General features: G+C 50.9%; 23 protein-coding genes, 1 tRNA gene and 1 pseudogene. 14 read left to right on the forward strand and 11 right to left on the reverse strand.

Translation table 11 applies throughout. From position 1 onward, the window contains the following. Positions 1 to 7: 7 nt before the first annotated feature. The 10 genes from GOX66_RS21340 to GOX66_RS21385 all read left to right on the forward strand — a co-directional run bounded on the left by GOX66_RS21340 (position 8) and on the right by GOX66_RS21385 (position 6113). Entirely contained in the window at positions 8 to 586 is a 579-nt protein-coding gene (locus GOX66_RS21340; protein WP_170765294.1) for a Maf family protein, read from the forward strand. Continuing rightward, the gene (locus GOX66_RS21345; protein ID WP_170765296.1) at positions 583 to 1605 is read left to right on the forward strand and encodes a ribonuclease E/G; all 1023 of its coding nucleotides are present in this window, start codon (positions 583 to 585) and stop codon (positions 1603 to 1605) included. Before GOX66_RS21340 ends, GOX66_RS21345 begins: the two co-directional genes overlap by 4 nt. Then, the gene (locus tag GOX66_RS21350) at positions 1602 to 1784 is read left to right on the forward strand and encodes a DNA gyrase inhibitor YacG (RefSeq protein ID WP_170765298.1); all 183 of its coding nucleotides are present in this window, start codon (positions 1602 to 1604) and stop codon (positions 1782 to 1784) included. The genes GOX66_RS21345 and GOX66_RS21350 overlap by 4 nt, the downstream gene beginning before the upstream one ends. 79 nt (positions 1785 to 1863) lie before the next feature. Further along, positions 1864 to 1938: transfer RNA gene (locus GOX66_RS21355), tRNA-Phe, on the forward strand. Between the two features lie 99 nt (positions 1939 to 2037). Beyond that, the gene (locus GOX66_RS21360) at positions 2038 to 3219 is read left to right on the forward strand and encodes a tyrosine-type recombinase/integrase (protein ID WP_174822813.1); all 1182 of its coding nucleotides are present in this window, start codon (positions 2038 to 2040) and stop codon (positions 3217 to 3219) included. Between the two features lie 129 nt (positions 3220 to 3348). Next, positions 3349 to 3768, forward strand: a complete 420-nt coding sequence (locus GOX66_RS21365; RefSeq protein WP_170765300.1) for a hypothetical protein — start codon at positions 3349 to 3351, stop codon at positions 3766 to 3768. Positions 3769 to 3811: 43 nt separating this feature from the next. Beyond that, positions 3812 to 4459 carry a DUF2199 domain-containing protein gene (locus GOX66_RS21370; RefSeq protein WP_170765302.1) on the forward strand — a complete coding sequence of 216 codons (648 nt, stop codon included), beginning with the start codon at positions 3812 to 3814 and terminating at the stop codon, positions 4457 to 4459. 73 nt (positions 4460 to 4532) lie between these two features. Beyond that, complete coding sequence (locus GOX66_RS21375) at positions 4533 to 5030, forward strand: hypothetical protein (protein WP_170765304.1); 498 nt, start codon at positions 4533 to 4535, stop codon at positions 5028 to 5030. A 57-nt stretch (positions 5031 to 5087) separates the two neighbouring features. Continuing rightward, positions 5088 to 5645 (forward strand): DUF6985 domain-containing protein, encoded by a 558-nt coding sequence (locus tag GOX66_RS21380; protein WP_170765307.1) that lies wholly within the window; start codon positions 5088 to 5090, stop codon positions 5643 to 5645. A gap of 99 nt (positions 5646 to 5744) precedes the next feature. Continuing rightward, positions 5745 to 6113, forward strand: coding sequence for a hypothetical protein (locus GOX66_RS21385; protein WP_170765309.1), 369 nt, complete (start codon positions 5745 to 5747; stop codon positions 6111 to 6113). A gap of 1453 nt (positions 6114 to 7566) precedes the next feature. Here the strand turns inward: GOX66_RS21385 and GOX66_RS21390 are convergent. Next, positions 7567 to 8364 carry a hypothetical protein gene (locus GOX66_RS21390; RefSeq protein WP_170765310.1) on the reverse strand — a complete coding sequence of 266 codons (798 nt, stop codon included), beginning with the start codon at positions 8362 to 8364 and terminating at the stop codon, positions 7567 to 7569. A gap of 353 nt (positions 8365 to 8717) precedes the next feature. Here GOX66_RS21390 and GOX66_RS21395 point away from each other — a divergent pair, with 353 nt between their 5' ends. Continuing rightward, a complete protein-coding gene (locus GOX66_RS21395; RefSeq protein ID WP_170765312.1) occupies positions 8718 to 11549 on the forward strand; it encodes a DNA polymerase in 2832 nt (943 codons plus the stop codon). 18 nt (positions 11550 to 11567) lie between these two features. On the opposite strand, the gene GOX66_RS21400 is transcribed toward GOX66_RS21395, so the two are convergent. The 7 genes from GOX66_RS21400 to GOX66_RS21430 all read right to left on the reverse strand — a co-directional run bounded on the left by GOX66_RS21400 (position 11568) and on the right by GOX66_RS21430 (position 17018). Beyond that, complete coding sequence (locus GOX66_RS21400) at positions 11568 to 11945, reverse strand: hypothetical protein (RefSeq protein WP_170765313.1); 378 nt, start codon at positions 11943 to 11945, stop codon at positions 11568 to 11570. A 532-nt stretch (positions 11946 to 12477) separates the two neighbouring features. Beyond that, positions 12478 to 13131, reverse strand: coding sequence for a recombinase family protein (locus GOX66_RS21405; protein WP_170765314.1), 654 nt, complete (start codon positions 13129 to 13131; stop codon positions 12478 to 12480). Between the two features lie 480 nt (positions 13132 to 13611). Continuing rightward, positions 13612 to 13857, reverse strand: a complete 246-nt coding sequence (locus GOX66_RS21410) for a hypothetical protein (protein ID WP_170765315.1) — start codon at positions 13855 to 13857, stop codon at positions 13612 to 13614. A 25-nt stretch (positions 13858 to 13882) separates the two neighbouring features. Beyond that, positions 13883 to 14188 (reverse strand): hypothetical protein, encoded by a 306-nt coding sequence (locus GOX66_RS21415; RefSeq protein ID WP_170765316.1) that lies wholly within the window; start codon positions 14186 to 14188, stop codon positions 13883 to 13885. 146 nt (positions 14189 to 14334) lie between these two features. Then, complete coding sequence (locus tag GOX66_RS21420) at positions 14335 to 14667, reverse strand: YegP family protein (protein WP_170765317.1); 333 nt, start codon at positions 14665 to 14667, stop codon at positions 14335 to 14337. A 164-nt stretch (positions 14668 to 14831) separates the two neighbouring features. After that, positions 14832 to 16325: a hypothetical protein gene (locus GOX66_RS21425; RefSeq protein ID WP_170765318.1), complete on the reverse strand. Its 1494-nt coding sequence runs from the start codon at positions 16323 to 16325 to the stop codon at positions 14832 to 14834. Positions 16326 to 16406: 81 nt separating this feature from the next. After that, complete coding sequence (locus GOX66_RS21430) at positions 16407 to 17018, reverse strand: hypothetical protein (RefSeq protein WP_170765319.1); 612 nt, start codon at positions 17016 to 17018, stop codon at positions 16407 to 16409. 153 nt (positions 17019 to 17171) lie between these two features. Between GOX66_RS21430 and GOX66_RS21435 the strand changes: the two genes are divergently transcribed. Beyond that, complete coding sequence (locus GOX66_RS21435; RefSeq protein ID WP_170765321.1) at positions 17172 to 17429, forward strand: helix-turn-helix domain-containing protein; 258 nt, start codon at positions 17172 to 17174, stop codon at positions 17427 to 17429. 145 nt (positions 17430 to 17574) lie between these two features. Here GOX66_RS21435 and GOX66_RS21440 read toward each other — a convergent pair whose 3' ends face one another. From GOX66_RS21440 to GOX66_RS21450, 3 genes and pseudogenes are all read right to left on the reverse strand, one after another. Continuing rightward, on the reverse strand, positions 17575 to 18294 hold the full coding sequence (locus tag GOX66_RS21440) for an MAE_28990/MAE_18760 family HEPN-like nuclease (protein ID WP_170765323.1): 720 nt from the start codon (positions 18292 to 18294) through the stop codon (positions 17575 to 17577). Beyond that, positions 18278 to 19408 carry a DUF262 domain-containing protein gene (locus tag GOX66_RS21445; RefSeq protein ID WP_170765325.1) on the reverse strand — a complete coding sequence of 377 codons (1131 nt, stop codon included), beginning with the start codon at positions 19406 to 19408 and terminating at the stop codon, positions 18278 to 18280. The genes GOX66_RS21440 and GOX66_RS21445 overlap by 17 nt, the downstream gene beginning before the upstream one ends. 12 nt (positions 19409 to 19420) lie before the next feature. Next, positions 19421 to 20713 (reverse strand): annotated as a pseudogene (locus tag GOX66_RS21450) (DNA methyltransferase); the annotation flags it as partial. A 539-nt stretch (positions 20714 to 21252) separates the two neighbouring features. On the opposite strand from GOX66_RS21450, the gene GOX66_RS26215 reads away from it, so the two are divergent. Together GOX66_RS26215 and GOX66_RS26380 are read left to right on the forward strand one after the other, a co-directional pair. Next, a complete protein-coding gene (locus GOX66_RS26215; protein ID WP_336509517.1) occupies positions 21253 to 21561 on the forward strand; it encodes a DUF6538 domain-containing protein in 309 nt (102 codons plus the stop codon). Positions 21562 to 21626: 65 nt separating this feature from the next. Beyond that, positions 21627 to 21974 (forward strand): DUF6538 domain-containing protein, encoded by a 348-nt coding sequence (locus tag GOX66_RS26380; RefSeq protein ID WP_419555578.1) that lies wholly within the window; start codon positions 21627 to 21629, stop codon positions 21972 to 21974. Positions 21975 to 22074 lie beyond the last annotated feature (100 nt).

A 22074-nucleotide genomic window follows, 5' to 3' on the forward strand; every position in this document is an offset into this window, starting at 1 on the left:
TGCCGCAATGGCGTTTATCTTAGGATCGGGCAGCCCAAGGCGGCTGGACCTGCTGTCCCAGCTTGGCGTGAAGCCCGATGCCATCCGTGCCCCCGATATTGACGAAACGCCTTTGAAAGGTGAGCTACCGGTTCCGTATTGCAGCCGCATCACCCGCTCAAAAGTGCAGGCAATTCAGGCGGATAGGGGCGATATTACCTTGTGTGCGGATACTACGGTTGCTCTGGGTCGCCGTATTCTGGGCAAACCCCGAAGCGTTGGCCAGGCGGCGGAATTCTTGCATGTGCTGTCCGGTCGCCGGCACCGCGTGATCACCTCGGTCGCTGTGCGGTGCGGGGATCGGGTGTTGCAACGCGACGTGGTCTCTCAGGTCAAGGTCAAGCGTCTGTCGGACGTTGAGATCAACGCTTATCTGGCCACCGGAGATTGGCAGGGTAAAGCAGGTGCCTACGCCATCCAGGGTCCGGCCGGGGCTTTCATTCCTTGGATTTCCGGGTCATTCACGGGCATCGTGGGCCTGCCACTGTCCGAAACCGCCGCTCTTTTGCAGGGCATCGGCTATCCACTATACCGTGAGGCATCATGAAGGGTCGTACCATCGTTCTGGACCACATCGACAACCGCGAGGCCGCGGCACTGATGGTGGACGGCAAACTGGACGATTTCCTGATCGCAGGAGACGCCCCAGCGCCCGGTACGATTTACCGCGCGCGTGCGGATCGCCCGGTCAAGGGGCAAGGTGGAATGTTCCTGACCACGCCCGATGGCCCGGCCTTTCTGCGTCAGGTTAAAGGTTTGGCGCCTGGCAACCTTATGCTGGTTCAGGTGACAGGGTATGCAGAGCCGGGCAAAGCGCTGCCCGTTACAGATCGCATCCTGTTCAAAAGCCGTTATGCCATCGTTACGCCCGATGCGCCTGGTCTGAATATCTCGCGCAGCATTCGTGATGAGGATGAACGTGACCGGCTGCTTGAGATCGCGCATGAATGCATGGCGGGCACCGATTATGGGCTCATCCTGCGATCTTGCTGTCAGGGCGAGGATGCCGGTGAAATTGCAGAAGACATCAGTGCGATGCTGGTTCAAGCTGACCAGGTTCTGAACGACACCGGACCCGAGCCCGAATTGCTGCTGGATGGCGACGGCCCTCATGTCCTCGCCTGGCGCGATTGGACGGACCCGGCGGACGTTGTGACTCAGGCCGGCGGTTTCGAGACCCACGGCGTGTTTGACGCTTTGGACGTCGTGCGCGGAATCTCCGAGCCGCTACCCGGAGGTGGGCATCTGTACATTCAGCCCACCCGCGCCCTGGTTGCGGTAGATGTGAATACCGGGTCTGACACATCTCTTGCCGCCGGGACCAAGGCCAATTTCGCGTGCGCCAAGGCCTTGGCACGAGTTTTGCGGGTTCGCGGTTTGGGTGGGCAAGTTACTGTGGATATTGCGCCCATGCCCAAGAAGGACCGCAAGGGGTTCGAGTCGGCCCTGCGCGCCGCGTTCAAGGCTGATTCCATTGAGACTACTTTGGCGGGCTGGACCCCGTTGGGCCACTACGAACTGCAACGTAAACGCGGCCGTATTCCACTGGTGGAGGTGCTGAAATGAGCTGCCCGATATGTGGTGAAGACACGGCGACCAGGTTCCGCCCTTTCTGCTCCAAACGCTGTGCTGACGTTGATCTGGCTAAGTGGCTGAACGGGTCTTACTCGGTCCCATCGCAACGGGAAGAAGACTTGGAATCGGATGTTTCCGATGGAGCTGAAAGCCAGCGCCGCCCGCATTGAAAAAATCTTAAAAAGCCTCTGGACACTGGCTGTAGCAAGTCATAGAAGGCCTCCACCCAACGGCGAACGCCGTTCCCGTGCCCGGGTAGCTCAGGGGTAGAGCAGTGGATTGAAAATCCTCGTGTCGGTGGTTCGATTCCGCCCCCGGGCACCATTAAATCTCTGAAATAACTGGTGAATTTCGAGCGTTGAGCGTTCGGATTTTCCGCCGTAAAAGTTATACACAGTTATACACTCCTCTGACGGGCTGACCTTGGCCAAAGATTCAAAAAACCAAATCTCCAAGCTGAAACACCTCCGAAAGGGTCTGGCGATCTATCGGACAGGTCGCAGCCCTTTTTGGTATTTCCGATTCAGAGACCCGACAGCGGGAAAATACATCCATCGGTCATCCAAGGAGGAATCACGGCTCGAAGCCATTGAAGTGGCTTATGAGTTTGCCGACACGTACCGCAGCAAAGCCAACAGTGACCACGCCAAGAAGAAAGCCAACAGCTTTGAGCACTACGCCAAAAAGCTGATGGGAGTGCAGAAAGGCAAATCGAAATGGTCGGACGGCGACAACAAACTTCTGAACCGATCCAAGGATGGGCTGATCTGCTATTTCGGAAAGTATGATGTGAGCAAGATCACCACGGGAATGGTTCGTGATTATCTGATACATCTTGATGAGAACCGTTCAAAGCGGCTGGCAGAATCAACAAAGGCCAAGCACACCATCATCATCCGCAAAGTCCTGACACTGGCTGTTGAGGATGGTCTGTTGGATGTTCTGCCGGTGATGCCGAAGCAAAAGACCGTCGATACACCCCGGCACACATTCACCGATGACGAATACAAGCGGTTCATGAAAACCGCCGGTGAATGTGTAAAGCGGAGAGACAAGGTTCGTGGTGTTGAGATCACCGGCCATCATGCCAAGATGTTCCGCTTTGTGGTGCACACCTTCCTCCGTCCGACCGAGGGCGAACTTTTTGGCCTCAAGCACAAGGACATTCAGACCAAGGGCGATCCAGCCCATCTGGAAATGAATGTGCGGGGCGGCAAAACAGGTGGCCGTGTCAGTGTCACGATGCCTCTGGCCGTACCGCTCTACCATGCCACCTTGAACCCGTTCGATGACAAGGGGCCGGACAAGAATGGCTATGTCTGGATGCCTGAATACCCAAACCGTCGAACGGCCATCAATACCGCCAGACGTATCTTCAACCACATTTTGGAAGAGGCCGATCTGCTGGATGAGGACCGTAAGCTGTCCCCTTACTCACTTCGCCATTATGCGATCCAAGCACGGCTCAGAGGGTCGAATGGGAAGGTCAACCTCCACACCCTTGCCACGAATGCTGGCACGTCTGTGGACCAGTTGGAGCGGTTCTATCTGAAGAACATGGCTCCCACAAAAGAACTCATCGAGAACTTGCAGCACAGGGAGTGACGGTTACACAAGGACTAGCGGAACCGGATCGGGTATTCGAGTGGAAAGCAGTTGGGGTAACTGAACTTGCAATACTATGACGATGGAGCAATTCTAGCCCGGTTTTGGCATTAATCTGAAAGAACCAAAATGAATGAAGTTGAGTTTTCGGAACTCATTGACTGTAAATTCCCCTACGATGACATTCCAGCTTCGGAAGCACTGGTCGTACAAGCCAAGTCAATTTCTGAATCTGCAACGTTTATGGTTCTTGAAGAAATTTGTAGGCCTCCGAGAGATGCAAGTGCATCGAAAGAGGCTCTGGTGGGATTGGTAGAAACGTGGCGCAGGAATGTTGACCATCCTTTGGCTAACATCATGGCCAGTACGGCCCGTGCTGTGGCGAGCGGTTCATCATGTTCGGTGCCAGAAGCAATAGCGCTCATGGAGCAGATTGCACCGTACCGTGGTCTCTACTCTGCTCTCAACATTGCGTCTTTTTGTTGTGATGACGTTGAGGGAGTGGCGGAAACACAAGCTGATTTGGTCAGAGCTCTTTGGGAACGTTGATTAACTTGGGCTAAGCCACTTATGCTTTTTTGGTGGAAGCTGAGTGGCTGCTCGTACTCAGTGCGACAGACGTTGCAACGGATTCAATTGTTTGCTTTCGTTGAGTGAAATCACGAAAGGACATCAATTGCTTGAACGGATTCTGGGTAGAAAGGAGTTTCGGTACAAGTGCTCTCAGTGTGGAAAAACACACGTCGGTTCGCCGTCATTTGCGTATAGGTATCCAACCTACTACTTTGACGTTCCCGAAGATGAGCGGGAAAAACGTGTTCGTGCTACCGAAGACCTCTGTCAGATTGATCCAAGTTCGGATGAGGACGGTGACGCTACCATTTATTGTATTCGAGTTATTTTGGAGATTCCGATCAAAGGTGCGAAGGAGCCGTTTACTTGGGGAGTATGGGTTACACAGTCCAAGGAGAGCTTTGAGAAGTACGTTGATACATTTGATGAGGATCAATCTTCGCAGAGCAGCTTTGGGTGGTTGCCTGTCACTATGCCGTTCTACAAGTCTTCCGAAGCGGGAGCACCGTTTGAGCACCTAGAATGTGACGTACACTGGGGCAGCCCGGGGCAACGGCCAAAAGCGTGCCTTTGGGAAAGTGAACATCCGCTTGCGGTTGATCAGCGGAGCGGCATCAGTTGGCAGAAGGCTTCAGAGATGGCCAATCTCATTAGCGGTTGTCAGTGATCCGACCTTAAATTGCGGGAGCGGCGCAGCGTTCGTATAAGGTTCGGAGCAGATTGAATAAGGACCGTTACGAATGGCGAGCGAAGATTACTCTACTGCCCTAAACTCTTGCCCCTACATCTTTCTTGTCAGCCATGAGGAAGCGCCGGACACTTTGGATTTGCGACTTGTCGTTCATGAGGCACGTGCAGAGGCCGAGCTTTCTCAGATTGACACTGGCAACGCTGAAGTTGATCAGATTTTGGGACATGGTTTTGCGGTCAGGTGCGACCCTTCGTACCGGGAGTTCACAATAACATTTGAGAATTACGTTGGTTTTTCAATCAGAAATGAAAGTTACGTCAATCCTGAACCTAACGAAGATTACTCGAAGAAGCTGCGCTCTTACACCACGTCAACGTTTCTCGACTTCATCGCAAGTTCAACTTTCGCTCAGCAATATTCAGATGAACCGATCTTGCACTTTGCTGTCGTGTGCTCAGATCATGTCGTGGACGTGGCTTGTACCGCTCCACCTGCCATCGAAATGAACACGATTGCGGAAAGTTCACGGCCAACAATTGTTTCATGAGTTGTTGGATTCAGTCTGCATAGGCCACAGCGCAGGTCGAATGGTGGAGCAACATAGATGACAAGCACAGAGCTAGAGTTTCAGCTTGAGCATGGTTTCTTTTGGACAACAAAACTCCAGTCAGATTTCTGGAAGCAGTTTTCTTGGCTATCTCAATCTGGGAAAGCAAAAGGTACAGACGAAAAAGCTGACGAAATTCACGTTGTTTTTGCTCCTGAGGCTCGAGACATCTCTCCGCTCAATCCGGACGAAATCGGGATCGTCGAGTGGGTGGTGGCCAGCCTCGACGAAATCTCCGAGGCGGCTTTGAGTAGCTTTCTTCGCTATTATCCTGTGATGAAGAAAAATCTCGATGGGTATGACGCTGAAGAGCAAGAGGCCCTTATGCCGGACGTAACTTCCGTACAAGAATTGAGTTCGCTCATAAATCTGAGAACTATTTGCGTGCATCAAATCACGAGGGCAGGTGTCCCTTACGTCGGCTTGGAATTCGATTGCACATGGGATGAAGAGCATGGTCTCGGAATACTAATGAATGGCGTCAGAACCGTTGAGATTGGTGGTGCTGATGTGGCGATTACCCTCTGGATCGCCGAACGGGACGCAGAAGCATAGTGAATGACGTTTGTAGCTGAAACACGCTTTTGACATCCTAAACCCGTTGTCTGCAATCGTGAGCCAAGGGACGCCGTTGGGGTAGCAAAGGAGATTCCAATGGCACTTGAAAAGCAATTCAATCTGGAAGCGGCAGAAAAGCCCAAGACAACGCAGCCGTCCCATCAGCGCCGTCAGAAATTCATCGCAGCCATCGACAAGCAGTTAGCTGGAATGGCGGTAGGGGAAGGCAGCAATAACTCGAAAAGCACGTGGGTCTGGCAGTCGAGCAAAGGGGATTGGTTCATTTCACCGAGGTATGGAAAAGCGTCTCTGGAACTGGCTCCGGGCTTGTCAGCGATCAAATGCACGGATGCAGAAGACGTAGTGCAAAATCTCGAAAAGCTGAAAACCCTCACGAGCGACGGCAAGCTGGATGCGGTCCTTGAGACGGCTGCAACAGCAATCCGCAGCCGGTTCGGAAAGTGATATCTGCCGGTTGCTCTGAACATTCAAATGGTCCCGTTGGGTTCTGGATGGAATGCAATGGGACCTTTTGCTTTCCGGTTGGTGCCAACCACCAGCAACAAAACCAAAATCGTGCGAAGCACTTCACGAAGTGAAGTTGATAGCCAAACAATTGCCGGACAGTGGCGATGGGTGGCAAACGTTGATCCCATTAAGGGCTATCAGGTCCAATAGGGATGGCAATGGGATCAAGTTTATCATCCAGCCAGCCCAATGGTCGAGCCAATATCACCAAGCACATGCGAAGCATTTCACGAAGTGAAATTGATGGCTATCCATTTGCAGGTGGATGGCATTGGGTACAATCATCATTCCATCATGGCCCTGACAGCCACCAGATTGAACGCCATGGGACCAAATACTTACCCCGGCCAGCCCAACCAGCCAGCTAATCTATCTGGTACATGCGAAGCACTTCACGAAGTGAAGCAGGTAGCTATCTGTTGGCTACCTGCTGGCAATGATTGATCAATCGCTTGCTTCGCAAGACATTCGCTTCGCGAATGTTAATCCTTTTTGGTCAATTTGGATTTTCGACATACTTCTCCTATCCGTTGAGGAGAAGTCCGACGAACCCGTTGGTTCTGTCATACCATCCACACACGATTGCTTTCTCAAGCACGGCTGGCGGTTATCCGGTCTCAGCCTACGTGCTGCTTAAACAGCGGACCGATATGCTAGCTTTGCGTGGATAGCAGCTTGGCTAGCTCGGCGACGGCACTTCCCCGTCTCGTGATGACAATTATTTTGCTCTGGCTCTCTCATGGGGGCTTTCATCCTTCCCCCGCTTTCGCTGTTTCCTGACCCTACTATTCGATGACGTCATGTCTGCTGGCCTACTGAATTCGGTTCGTCACCATCCGGCGGAAATTACCTTCTGATCGCATGACGCTTCGGGCTGTCTATGTGTGGTTTGCATCGCGTTCCTGATGCAAGAGAGCTACGAGCTGTGTGTAATGTGGCGATGTGTGTTGTCGTGTGCGGTGTGTGTCTGCGTATGGTCTATTTAGGGGCCGTAAACCAAAACTTGGTCGAGAATCCGTGATTTATTTGCGGTCAAAGCAACTTTGGGAGAATGTCCCACGTCATGCCGGGATTGGGGCAAAATCTCCCACGGTCATGTGATCCGCAGCGAAAAAAAATAGTAAAAGTGCCGTGTGGGTGTAGGGGATTAACAATTGCCATTTTTGCCGTTTGAATGCTGCCGCGCTTTACGAAATCTTTATCTGAAATCCGGTTCAGTTGTGAATTGCCAGTGCGTTTCAAGTCGGCACCTTTAGGGTGCTGACTGTCAAGGCAAATCAATAAAATCAAATCCAATTCTGACTGGAGAAGCTTGTTAACTAGCTGAGGTGATGCTCTTGCATGCCCGCCGCTAAGAGTGCGGCGAGCATGGCTGAGCTATTTGATCTACTTAGAAAGAGGGGCGAGGGGCCTCGTAGCGAAAGCTGACATTGCCATAGTTCGGTTGGTTATTGACCCGACACATGACCATAAGTCCTAAGTCGTTAGTAAAAGTGATTTCTTCGATTGGATCTATATTGTCGTTGTACCCTGGTAGGAAAGGTCGAAGGTCGGTCAGAACTCGACCGAACATTTCAAAAGGAGTTTCGCCGGTTTCCGCTTTGATAGCGGAAATTGCGCTTTGGTCGCTATCGTCAAGACTGCGTGGTAGTGCTGTTCCAGCAGACACATGCAGCGCGCTTCTATCGATGGAGATTTGATCCATCTCGCGCCAGCGTCGGGGCAGCCACATCACCCAACGTGGCCTCTCCCAATGTCTTGCAAGGACAACTCGATAAGCTGCCACCGCCTCTTTCCAAGCATTGTTAGTCACATCAAGTCGAAACACCGAGCCATGGCGATAGAGATCCGAACGTGCCACAGCATCGATAAACCCGTCTCCCTCAACAATCGAGAGTGCTGTGATGGCAAGATTGAAGACAGGGGCATTAGGGTCGCGATAGTCGAGTCCGGGTCGATAGCCTAGCTCCGCCATTCTGCTCAAAAAAATATCTGCATTGAAGTGTCTAGCGCTGACTTTGGAGCGGGTTTGCACGCCGCCCTCCTGCAGTTGGCATTTCAATTCGTGATAGTCGCTAAATCCTAATGCGCAAGCCAGCCCTTCATGAAGGTGCGTGGACTTTACGGGCCCTTTGATCGGCCATAGCGCAGTTTTGAGGTGCTTGTATGAAGAATAGTTGAGAAACATGCTCATCTCCTAGGGGCTCAAGCTCGCAAGTTGTACAAGAGCCAGGATTTGGCTTTTCTCAAGTATTTGACATGGCTGTCTATTAAAGCGTTTTCGGCCTGCGAGTGCCGGGGCTGCGCGCCTCGCCGTTATAGATGGTGCATTCAATTGTAGATGTCAATGCGTCTATACACTCTTGGGTTGAAGGTGCTTTCCAGGCGCTAGGTTTGGGGGCGTCGTGTTCGGTAATTGGTGAGCTGAATTGAGTGGAAAATAGTAAAAGTTCCGTATGGGTGTAGGGTATTAACAATTACTATTTTTACGGATATGGCAGCGTTACACGTTCCAGCATCATGATCTGTACTCGGGGTCCCATGCAAGCCAAACTCACTTTTCAGCCCTATCAGTTTTATCCCAAGAACAGACCAAGTTCCCGGCATATTCGTTACCTCGTCATTGGCTTTGACACTGAGTACCAGCGGGAACCGTTTGTAAATGCAGATGGTTTGGCCGAGGTCCGCAATCAGGTGTTGTCCTACCAATATAGCTGCCACGTTATAACGCCGGACAATGCAGGGGATGAACAGCACTGGTCAGGCATTGTACAGCCGAAAGGTCCAGCAGATGACGACCGGCTGACCTTAGCCGAATTCGTAGAACATGCTTTGCGGGATGGGTTTACCCGGCACCCCAATCTGAAAGTGCCGGTGAATGTCTATCTGGTAGCGCACTTCACACGGGCAGATGTGCCGGGGTTCTCTGACTTCAAGGAGGAGAAGACCCGGAAGGCAATGAACTTGGAGAATGTCCGTGGCCTGTTCATGAATGTCGGAAAGGACATCAAGATCAACCTGAAACGGGGTGAAAAGCTCAGACCGATCAAGCTGCATGTGGCAATCCGGGACACAATTGCTCTGGCCCCCGCAGGAGCCAAAAGCCTTGCAAAGCTGGGTGAAATCCTTGGCTTTGAGAAAATGAAGCTGTCCGATGATCCCGAGCAGGAGCAATACTACAAAGAAAACATGGGGGAGTTGCTGGCGGCCAATTGGCCGCTGTTCCGAGCCTATGCCATTCGAGATGCAGAGGTCTGTGCGCAATACACGATCCGCATGATCCGATTGTATTTTGAGAAGACCAGTAGCTTCAAACTGCCTGTGACGCTGACATCTATCGGTGTTGACCTCATCCGGGAGTTCTGGACGAACCAAGGCCTCGACCCGCTGGAAATTGTCGGCAAGGAAATTGTGGTGGAGAAGTACTGGAGCAAAAAGAAACAGCAATACGTGTCGAGTGCTGAGCCGAAGCCCGTTCAAAAACTGTTTTGGAGCGAAGACTTCTTCACGGAATGTTATCACGGTGGGCGCAATGAGCAGTTTTGGTTTGGTCCTGCACCCAAGGGTGTCTGGTATGACTATGATCTGACCAGTGCGTACCCAACGGCTATGGCGCTCATCGGTGAACCAGATTGGGATACGATCACGCACATCACCAGCACTGATGAATTGCTTGGCGGTGGATTGACTGTCGAAGATCTGGCCTTTGCCAATGTGGATTTTGAGTTTCCGGATGACGTGCGATATCCGGTTCTACCGGTGCGCACAGAGAATGGATTGTTGTTCCCCCGCAAAGGCAACAGCACCACCCATATCAGTGAAATCCTGCTCGCCAAGCAACTAGGGGCAAAGATCGAACTGGTTGAGGGGCGGCGGATTAACTCTGACCGTGTTATCAGCCGTAGGGAAGATGGCGGCAGGGAATACGGCGGCCATGCTGAGAAACCGTTTTTGAAGTTTGCCCGTCACTGCATTGAGGAGCGGGCCAAGCATCCGAAGAAGACACTGCACAACCTGTTCTGGAAGGAACTGGTCAATTCCACATACGGCAAGACGGCTCAGGGTCTTCGGGAACGTCGGATATACGATCTGAGGGATGCTGAAACCAAGCCTCTGAAACCCAGCAAAATCACCAACCCGGTCTATGCTGCCTTCATTACGGCCTTCTGTCGGGGGGTGCTCAGTGAAATCATGAACGCTCTGCCTCGGGATGTGCAAATCTTCAGCGTCACTACGGATGGCTTTCTGACGACGGCCACTGACGAGCAGATGCGGGAGGCTGCGAAAGGCACGCTGGGCCGGAAGTACCTGAACTCCCGCATTGGGTTGGCCGCGCAGTGGAGCATCTATGAGGTCAAACACATCATCCGTCAGCCAGTGGGGTGGCGGACCAGAGGACAAGCCACGCTACGACCATCAGAGGCCGCTGATTGGGGCGGTACAGGAATGGTGCCCAAAGAGGATGAACGGGTTGTGCTGGCCAAAGGTAGTATCAAGCTGAACGCTATCCTGTCCAAGGCAGAGCAGAATGGCAAAATCGTCGACCTGTTCTTTGACCGCAAACCCACCGACACGATGACCGTCACGATGGGCGCAGGCATCCGTGAGATGTACGAACAGGGCATGGACTTCGTGGACAAGACGATGACCAAACGGCTGTCTATGGAGTTTGACTGGAAGCGACGACCGGAGACGGCTGGTGATATCGCTGTCACAACTGAAGGCGGGCTAAGCCGCACCCACTTGGCATTCTCCACCAAGCCGTGGGACACCGTGGATCAGTTCAACACAACTCGAGACATCTGGTCGGACTACAACAAGCAGACTGCGCATTGTCTGAAGTCGCTGTCGGACTACCGGGCATGGGCTTTGTACTTTGAGGGCAAGCTGGCCGCTCAGGGTAAGGCTGGGGCTTACATTGCCAAAGAGGATGGTGTCCTGAAACGTCTGCGCCGGGACCTGTGCATTGCGCATAAGTTACGGAAAGCAGGCACCCACAAAATCAACGTGGAGTCGTTCCAGCGGGATAACATCACCCCCGACTACAAGCTGAAGGTGAAAGAGCTAGCCCAAATCCTGAACGATGGATTTGGCATTCCCTGCACCAAAACGGATGTGGACAATGCCCGAAAGAAGAAGGTGTTCGTGCCGCATCAGGTGCCACGGACGGCACAATCCGTTGAGCTGCTAGAAAACATCAAGCAAGCGTTGTTCCCTGAATTGAATGTTGAACAATTTCTGACGTCGAAAGCGGCTTTCGATCTGGCGGTGGAAGACGCTGACATGACGCAGCACCCTCGGGACCCAGTGAAAGATGCGCTGGATGCTCTGGTGAAGGAAATGGAAGATGCTGATCGGCAAGAGCTGATTTGAACCCCAACTAGCTGCGTACTAGGTCGCAAAAACCTTTTCGTGTTCCTCAGAATAGCGTCCGCGTTCGTGGAAGATAATCAATGCCTGTTTTGCGAATTCTGAGACGCTGACCCATTCGTCCGAACTTTTAAACCAGTCGACGCTCCAAGTATCTTCTACAGTTGCATCGGCTGCGTTTTTGGCAAGCTCTGTAAACTTAGAGATGGCTTCTTTTTCCTTTTCGCTGAATACCTTGGGAGCCTCATCGTAATCGAGCGGCAACAAGTCACCGACCAATTCGATCATCTCGTAGGCCCCAAGTGTAGCGATGTCGTCTAAAGACGAATACATATCAAGCAACTCGATCAAGCGGTTGCGAAGCCTTTGGTAAAGAAGTTGCCGGCTGATTTCTTCCATGAAGTGTTTTTGGCACCGTAGGTGCGTTCACTCAAGGTCTGCGTTAGTCAGCAAAGCGACCTAGGTTCGCTGAGAGCCCTAAAGCGTCCACGGTTTCGTTGTTTGTCTGTTGTCAATTCGACACCTTCGGTGCAACTTTTGGTGCATGAAAAAAGCTCACCCCAAAATCGATATTGATAGGCTTAGGGAAATTGGGTGGTCACTGTGGGACCCCATCGGATTGAATGGCACGATGGGTGGGTGGAAGGGCCAGCCCTTCGAAGACGAGTATGATACCTACCTAGTTAAAGCCGCAGGGATGCTGCGAAATCGAAGTACAGTTGATGAAGTTGTTGAGTACCTTTTTTTCATTGAGACCCAACACATGGGACTAGATGTCAGCGCAAACGAAGCCAAAATTCGGGCTTCCATACTAAATGCCGTCGAAGCGATTTCTGAGGACCCGCTGATTTGGTGTGACCAATAGATCTTTGGATTCCGCCATGAGGCCGTATGTCAGTTTCGCCTGCATAACAATTTTTCGGGCCGGTGTTCAGGCTTTCTGCAATTCGGTGTCACCCAAGAAAACAGCATAGTTCTTGACTGTCTGTGGATGCCAGCGCCCACCCTTGCATGTCTTTACTTCCCACTCGTTCAGCAGTCTTGCAGCACCCGAATATGATCCGGCGTCAGCAATCGCCTCCTCAAATTCGATGCGGATCGTTTCGAAGAATCTCTGCTTCTCAGACTGCCGTTGGGCCGCCAATGCCTGAGCGTTCCGGCCAAGGATGGTTCCCCGATTCTTTGCCGCTCTGAGTGCGGCTCTGGTGCGTTCTGATATCTGTCGGCGCTCCTCTTCGGCAAAGCAGGCCAGTAGGTGCAGAAAGAATGTTGAGACGTTTGGGTGTTCGCAGACGACAAGTTCTATTCCTTGGTCGATGATCCCCGATATGAACGACACCTTCCGGGAAAACCTGTCCAGCTTGGGGATCAACAGCTTTGAGCGGTTCTTCTTCACAAGGTTGATGGCGTTCCATAGCTCAACCCGATCATCCCGTTTGCCGGATTGGATTTCGGTGAACTCGGCAATCACCTGATCTGCCGGTGACAGGAATTGTTCGACCATCGACCGCTGCGCTTCCAGCCCGAGCCCTGATCGCCCCTGCCGTTCGGTCGAAACCCGGTAATAGACAACGTACTCGACCATGTTTCATCCCTCCGTAACCGACAAACGTTGGTTTATCGTAGAAGGGGTCGGAATTCTTGGACGTGTGGGCAACGGGTTTAGCGGTGGCCGATAGTTTGCCGCAGGTAGTCGTTGATTCATCAAAGCTGACGTTGGCTGTAAGGTAGCCAATCGGCATGGAAAAAGGCTAATAAATCGCGCCGAGATACGCACTGGATTTATGCACCATATCCACATCCTGATTTTTCAGAGTCCTCACATGTGGTGCACAAATCATGACTTATGCACCGCGCCCTCAAAAGAAACGAGCGTAGCTCATTGCAAGGCCCAAGACGGCAAGTGACGTTCCGATCACCCATTTCCACTCCCGAGATAGGAAACTGACCACGGCACGTGCAACATTTGCAGACCAGTGCCGTCGGTATGTCCCTCCCATCAAGAAGACTCCGCTGTCGTCATCGTTGTCGTAGGGGATAAAAGTGCCGTTCCACCAATGCTTGATCAATCGTTGAACTCCTGATGAGGTTTATGAACCTCCCATCCATTCACGTCGATATACACCACGTCAGATGTGTAATCGTAGTGTGGTGGAAACTCTTCACTGACCGTGAAGGTCAAAATAGTTCCCGCCTCCAGCCCTTTTTTATAGGTTTCCATCCGTATGGTGACTTCAGAGCCAACTGGGGGAACTGTACCTGCATCACTCTTTGCAACGACACTTCCACTTATACAAAACCAGACTTCCATATTTTCCTCTTTGTATCTCAGGCCACTATGCCGAGTTGACTAAACCACCGTAGACTTTTTCCACCGGCTCACTTTCGTCGTGCCAATCACGAATGGTCCGGCATATGGTGCTAAGCGCCATTCCTACACGCAAGCCGCTGCTTAGAAATGCCACCCCTTCTGTGAACATTGGTTCAGTTTCGCCATCCGCAAAAAATTGAAACTCTCCGGTGTCCTCCTCGTCTTTGATGAAGGTCCAGCTACCGAGAATTTCTCCGTCACGGGTAATCACGTCGCCACTGGTAGCACCGTGTTCAAAACCAACGAAGTTGATGGGGTATGTGAGTTCCATGTTTGATGCCTGAAATGATCGGTTCTTGTTCGCAATTGTTTCGGTGCGCCGCGATTCTCAGTAACAAAGCAGCGGCCGAGAAAATACTTTGCCAATGCTCTGCCGTTCAGGTTTGAGAAACGCTTTAGACGTGCGCTCAGTCCTAGTTAGGTCAGGTCTTCAACCCGTGCTTCAGGGGCATTCCGCTTGACGGATTCAATGCCGTTGTCCCGGGCAGAGGCTGTTGTGTAGCTTTCGCTCGTGCCTATCACTTGCCCATTGCTGGCTTTCAGGTTGAACATATGGCCGCCGGACTTGGTTTCCTTGCGCTCGTACCTGTCGTCATTCGGTGCATTCGTTTTTACCGATGCGACACCGTTTTCAGCACTGGCCTTTTGAACATAACCTTCGCTGGCCAAGATGATTTCGCCATTTCCGGCCTTCAGCCGAAACCGATACTCACCAGCCTTGTCCTCGTAGAGTTCAAATTTTCCAGCCATGTGATCTACCCCATTAGTTTTGAACTAAAAATCAACACGACGTTGCTACGTTTGCCATGCGGCCACAAGACTAATTGTGCGACCGAGTGCAAAGAAAGAAATGAGCCACCCGAAGACGGGTGGCTCACCTTGAGTCATTCACTCGACGCATGAAGTGCAGCCTGTCATTGGCTGAGACGTTGGCTGGCGATCTTGTTCCGGGTTTCCTTGAGAGCGGTTTGACATAACGGATGTTTGGCGATGGCGCTTTGGTCACGACCCAAAGCAGGCTGAGTGACGAAGGTATAGGCCGTCACGTCAAGCTGTTGCTGAGCTTTCTCCCATTCAATCGTATCTTCAAACGCATCCGTTGCCGATCCGAGAACCTTGGCAACATCCCGAATGTCGCCTTTGCCCTCAAGGAACCAAGCGCCTCGATGTTGCCAGTTCTGAAAATCGCTGTGTGACAGCACGTCCAGAAGATGCAGGCCGAACGGTCGTGAGTGCAATGCGTAGCCACCCATATCGAGGAAAGCGCGTAACGCATCATCGTCAATCGGTTCCTCAGCGACGTTCGTTGTGTTGGGGGCGATGTGGAATTTTACAAAGCACCGGTTTTGCTTGGACAAGTCAAAAGGTTGTCCGCCAACAAATACGTCGCTGACTTCTTCGCAGGCAGTGATTGCTTTGGTTGATTTGTTGACTCCGACAACACGTGCCTTCGATCCCGGTGCGCTCCGCTGCTCACTCACGTTGGACAAGTTCCTGCTACCCCGGCAGGCCGTACTTTCGATCAGATGGAACGATGCTGCCATGATGTCGTAATCGTCTTGGTTGCTGTTCAACCTCTCGGTTTCTTTGCCCGTCAGCGGATACACTGCCACCGAGTGTTTCTCGTGCAGGGCCAGATCATCTGACAGTTGGCCTGTTTCCGTGTCACGATATGCCAGATCACGCAGCAGAATGTGCTTGCCCAAATACTGGATTTCCGAGTCGAACAAGTCGGCCCACTGTTCCTGCTCCTTGCAGGCTTCCATCAGGGTCGTGCCATCCACCGCCTGCCAGCGATTGTTGACGTGGTGTACTCCGAGCCGCTTCACAGACAGCCCGATCTCTGCCCAGTTCACAGATGTGCTGGCCTTGTTGTTGAATGCATTGCTGCCGACAGGATCGGTAGACATGTAGTGGTTCAGGAGACGAGCATTCTTCACGCAGGCTGCAAAGATAGCCCGCTGCAAGTTCTCTGCGTTACCTGCGTCCGTGGTTGAGGCTGTTGCCGGTTGAAGGTCAGGTTCCTCACATCCGTCACATTCGCCACCTCCGCCCCACATGAAGGCACTGGCCGATCCGTCGATGAACTGGTTCAGGTATGCTCTGGCCTGCTGCGGGGAGTGCAACGCCAAATCCGTTCCCATGTTCTGTTCCATCATCATCGCAGCTTGGCGCAAGGCGTTTTCTGTATTCCGGCCCCACAGCCCATCCAACGTGCTGGAATAGAGGCCAAAGTCTAAAAGCTGAGACTGAATCGTGATCCGGTCACGCTCGGGTAGTTGCTTGAACGTTGTCTCAAGCTGCGATTGGGATTGGCTGACAGATTGTGCTTGGGCAATGCTGGGTGCGACGGTATCGAAGGTCACGACCGATAAGGCAAGGAGGGTGGAAAGGGTTAACGTCTTCATAGTGTCCTGAGTACCTGCTGCTTAAATGACTGGCGATGATGTGACGGACGCACAGCAATGGCTTGCTGTGCGTCTCAAAGATCAATTGGAGATTTCTGCAATCTGCCTGAGGCCGAAGGTGAATTGCCTGTTGGTCAGCTTGGGCTTCGCTCCGAACAGGACGGACCCAATCGTGTCCAGGCATTGATTTTCATACATGTTGCCCTGTTCAAACGTCCCTGAGAATGTGACTGACTTGCCGTCTTCGATGTTCAGCACCGTGTTCCGCAAGGCGTCAGGAACCTCGGCCCTGATTTCGTTGTCGTGGCCGATATCGATCTCCACATACATTTTGGAGTTCGAGTCCGTCAGGTCAGCACCATCGAAAATCCCGACCCATCCGGTCTTCACGCTGAACGGGTTGAATGTCTGGCCGGAGCAAAGCTGTTCGTTGGCCGCGATGTAGGCAGCCGTGGCCGCCGCATCGTTGCTGGCGCTGTCTGCTGTCTCGATGGCTGCTCCGACAACATCGAGAAACACTTTCTGGTCGGCTGGCGCAGTCGTCTCAACCAGTTCGTTGAATTGGTCTCCCCGAGGATCGGTGAAGAAAATCACGTACATAAAATAGCAGAAGACGCCGAAGCCGATGAGCCGGAACACGTCCCAGATGCTGCCTTCGTCGTTAGTGTCGTCTGTGTCTTGTGAGTCTGTCATGTCTTAATGCCTGTTGTTATGGATTGATGGGGGCAGTGGTGCCCGCACCGCCCCCGATACGGCCAACATTCGGGAAGGCCGACAAGAAATATCTACTTTTTAGATAATCTGATTTCAAGATTATTGGGAACCCTCGCAAGATGCGGGGTTCAAATGACAAAAACACTACATTCTGAAGGGCAGTTGGCCCTAGTGGCGGCACTCATTAAGGCGCGGAAAGATGCAGGCCTCTCACAGATGGAGCTAGCGAATAAGTTGCGGTGCCACCAATCGTTCGTTGCGCGGGTTGAAAGCGGGCAACGGCGTGTTGATGTGCCTGAACTGGTAATCCTGTGCCGGGCTTTGAGTGTGAACCCAATCGAAATTCTAAATGCAGTAGTATGTAATACTCCAAAGGACGCGCGCATTTAAGAGTTCTGATGTTGTATACAACGGGACAAATCTCTTAGCTTACAGTGTTCGAGAGCTTTTCGAAAAACAATACTTTGACGTTGCACTATCACCGGGAAAATAGCTAATTAAAATACCTCGCTTAGCAAACGACAAATACCGCCTTCTAATGCTGGGTGTGAGATAAATCAGGGTCGGAAGCACTTCGAAGAAACAAATTGTTTTGCATAGCATAAAATACTTGTTCTTGAATAAAGTTCATAATAGTTCGTGCTGCGTTGAGAAAATCTGCGACCTCTTTCTTACCGGGTTGCGCGAGTCGATCACCATGGGCAATTGCATTACGCGTACCTACGAGGCGATTTAATATTGCTCTATGGTTTTCAACGTCCTCGAATTCAAGTCCAAGCTGAAAAAGTAACTTCTTTAAAATCGCAGTATCGACGTTTGATTTTGTGTCTATTACCTTATCCGGAATCTCAACAACGAGCTGCGAAATCTTTTCGTAGTCAACAATAAACTTTTGCTCTCTCGCGCTTAGGTGTAGCGCTGAGTCGTCCGGCAAGGTTTTACGAAATGCATCATGCTTTCGTTGAGCATCCCGAAGCGCACCAAAAACATTGCTGAGACCTGCTGCCGCTATTGCTGGTGAAACGCTTGCACAAGACAATCGCATCGAGTTAATTGCGCTAGCATAAGTCAAAAGCGAAAATCGACAAAAACCCTCAAGGTGGGCGTAAGTCATTAAGACTAATATTCTCCGATAGCGTATTTGGTCATCTTCATCATCGGTGCTGTCGTGAACTTGTTCAATGAGTCGAATTTCCGTTTCACGACTTTCACGATCAGCCTCGAGTTCGGCGTGCACTTCAGCTGCTGAACGCATCTGCAAGCGCCTTTTCTACGAATTCGATTCTGGCTTTGAGAGGTCCGGGAGAGTTTTTTCCTCCCCCTGTTGTAATCGTAACGAAGTCGCCGTCGGTTTTAACCGCTGTAAGTACTTCTTGAAGCTTTTTCATTTGTGTGTCGTCGGTCGAATCGAGCTTGGACAAGACTGCTTGCAGTCCCATCGTCACGGCCTCAAAATGATAGATACCAAAGCCGTTAGTTAACTTTCCCGTTCTTTTGTTGAGAAATGAAAATGACATTTCCGCCATAGAGGCTTTGAGCGCTTCGAAAGTTTTTACGAAAACCTCTTTCTCCGCCAAATAGTCAAAAGCGATTTCCTCTTTTGCAACGCCCTCCATAAATTCTGTCAAAAAATCTCCCACTTCGTGTTTGAATTTTTCTCTGTTGTTTTTTAGTGCGAAGAATCTCAGTACCAATTCATCATGGGCGCCGGACAGGAAACGTTCTTGGGTGAGGCCACCAACGCACGCAACAAAAGCGTCAACTTGGCTAAGCTCTGACAGAAAATCCGGCATTTCATTGCCGAGCATTCGAACAGTGGCATTGCGTATTTGTTGGTCCGAAAGCTTTTCTCCACCTGTATTGAGGCGCTTGAACATGTGGTACTTGAAACGGGGATCAGATTCCTTGCGTACAACTTCGACCCTAATAAAGGAACGCTTCAAGCGAATCTGTAGAGAAGATGGGAGATCATGCCAAGTCAGGCCATTTAGTGCGGTGACAATATCACAGTCAACTAACCTCAGGAACTCACCCTTTTTGACTGGAGGATCCAAATGTGGTGCGTCTAGTTGACCTCGAAGATGTAAATAAGATGAGATACGTTGTAGGCCATCGATTAGTTGATACTTGTTTTCCTCATCTTCAATCACAAAGACGGGTGGAATTGGCATTTCAAGTAAAAGAGATTCGATTATTCTGGACCTTTGCCCCTCAGACCAACGAAATAGACGTTGGTAATCCGGAGCAATGTTCAATTCGCCACTATCGTGCATGTCGAGCAATTCATTAAATGAAATATCTAATGACTGTGTATGGGCCTGATGTAAAGCCGAGGACACTTCTTGGACAATATCGTTAGCTGAGTTCATTGCACCCTACTTCTAAACTGCTTCAAAGCAGAGGACAGCCTCAACTGCTCCCGGCTTTCGGTTGTAATTTTTTGAACTGACGTTCATGCCCGACATTGTTCGACGCACATTAAAGTCTTCCCTGCGTTTTAAGTGTAAGTTTGATGGACCTGCCATCTCGGAAAGGATAGCCGGTAGATCGTTGTGGACGTCTTTATAGAATGAATCCTGCACAACTAAGATGGCTTTTCCTCCTATTTTCAGAGATTGCCTTATGGACTTAAGGCTCGCCGCCATCTTTTCGAAATAATCTAGATGCGTCTTTAGGTAATAGCCACTTGACGCTTTCGACGGGTGTGCTTTCACTTTGTCTAAAAAGCTAAGGCAAGTTTTCCCCCACTCTTCTTTCTTCTCTATTTCATCGACCGGTACTCGAGTAGAGCCAATCATTTGTCGCGATAACTGACGATCATCGATTGAGCAAAGAGGCTTTAAAATGGCAAGCTCTACTCTTGTTGCTGCGGTGTAGTCGATTCTTGTACAATATGGAGGAGATGTTACAACGAGGTCGATAGCCTCTTCCTCTACGTTGCAATTTTGGCTGTCTACCGTTGCAAGTTCAACTGCCGCAAAGTCGATCTCTCTGTTGTGAGAAGGGTGCAATAACTCCAACGTCATCGCCACTATCTGATCCCGAAACAGTTCCCGCACATTACTTCCATCGACGTGAACTCGGTCTTCGTCGACCTTTGCAACACGTATCCATGTCGGGTTGGTTGATCTAAATGATGAAACAAGTTTTCTACCTACTGCAAAAAGCGCTACGTAAAATGCTGCTGCGATGGAGGATAAGTATTCAAGATTCACCCCAGAGTGGTTAAGCGTGAGCCTGCCCACTAGGCGCTCACAAATTGAACGCTCAAGCGCTCGAATAGCTGCGGTGGTTTCGTCATGGAACCACTTATTCAGTGGATCATTCGAAGGAACTTCAAGTTGAGGTTCACAACCCTCGAGAACTTGTTGAAGTATCGGCTCTAAAGAATCGGCTTCGGACTTGGGAAGCAGCCTAGCTCGAGCAATCACGATCATCACTGGATTGATGTCATAGCCAATTGACCTGTGGCCTTTGCGTGCGGCGGCTAAGGTGGTGGTGCCACTTCCGTTCCACGGATCAAGTACCACAGACGATTGACGCAAATCTGCTGAACTTAGAAGCTCGTCCACGAACACTTCTGGGTAGCCTGCATAGTACGGAAAGAAAGCTTCCCAGCCATTTTGGATGCGCCGGTCTCGTTTTGGAGATACAATCCTCAAGTTCTGCACGCTAAAGAAATCCCTGTTATGTTTTTTTGCCTGTTGGACGTAGCGTGGTCCCGGTTAATCAGATTCTACGGAACGTGTCCATAAAATGCCGTTTCAAAATTCTTCTTCAAGGTCGGTGATGTCTGACGCAATCTCCGATTTTCCAGTTGGTTAGCATTACTAGACCGCCAATTGTAAGTTGATGTTGATTGTGAGGTGTCGTTTTGAGCAGGGAAACACTTCCGTCGTTTAGATCTAGTTTGATAGACCAAGCTGATAGTGCTGAACCAGAGCATGCTCTTCAAACTGTTTTCCTAAACGTTGTGACGGCCATGAGATCAAAAAAACAATTGTATTTCAATATCCTAAACCCCCGCCAAACCATCGGTTTTCAAAGGTTATGCACGAAGTGATACACTTTGTTGTAACCCATTGAAATCACTTATGGTAACTTGATTGAAAATCCTCGTGTCGGTGGTTCGATTCCGCCCCCGGGCACCACGTTTTCATACAAACCTATTGATTACCCTCAGTTTCTTGTGAAAACTGCGCGGGTGTAGGACATGGCGTATGACAATTTGGTCCCCTTTTCGTTCAACAAGAACGGCATCTACTATTTCGAGCGGCGAGTCCCACAGGACCTTCTGAAGCACTACGCTGCCAGAAAGATATCGTTTTCGCTCAGGACGCGGTCATCAACGATAGCGGTCTCAAGGGCTACGAAAGCCGCGCAACAACTCGACGAATACTGGTATCACCTTCGAATTCTTGACGCCGCCCTGCCGGGTAAACATTTGTTGCGCATGGCGCATCACGGACAGGCTCCTTTAACTACTGTTCACAAGCTGACACAAGCAATGCGAGTAAAGTAGCCCAAAAGTCGTTCTTGAAACCTCATGGGGGCAGGGGCGTTGCTCAAAAGTTGCTCATTGGTCGAATGCCTTCTAAGCTATTGAATTGTTTCGGTTTCTGGACCGCCCCCGGGCACCATTCCCAGAAGGTAACCTGCTGTTTCCATTCAGCTTTAACTGGAGTTGACCAAGGGCGTAGTGCGTGCTGGAGAACAAAACCGTTCCCTTTTCATTTTGTAAGAGCCGGATTCCTTTACTTTACACGACGGGTCCCGAAGGACTTAATCCACCATTATACGATTGGAAAAATATCTTTCTCGTTGCGGACAAGATCAGCGGCGGTCGCAAAGTCCCGAGCGCAAAGTGCAGCTCAGCAACTGAACGAAAACTGGTATCACCTCCGCATCCAAGACTTGGAGAGCTTTGTCCGTTAGAATTTTCCGACGTTCTCTAACCTCATTTGGAACTTCTTGGATTGGGATTTTATTGTTGTACTGGTTATTCAGGCGTCTGTACGTGGACTTCTGAGTCGAA

Origin of the sequence: Ruegeria lacuscaerulensis, assembly GCF_013031245.1 — a bacterium.
GTDB classification, from domain to species: Bacteria; Pseudomonadota; Alphaproteobacteria; order Rhodobacterales; family Rhodobacteraceae; genus Ruegeria; species Ruegeria lacuscaerulensis_C.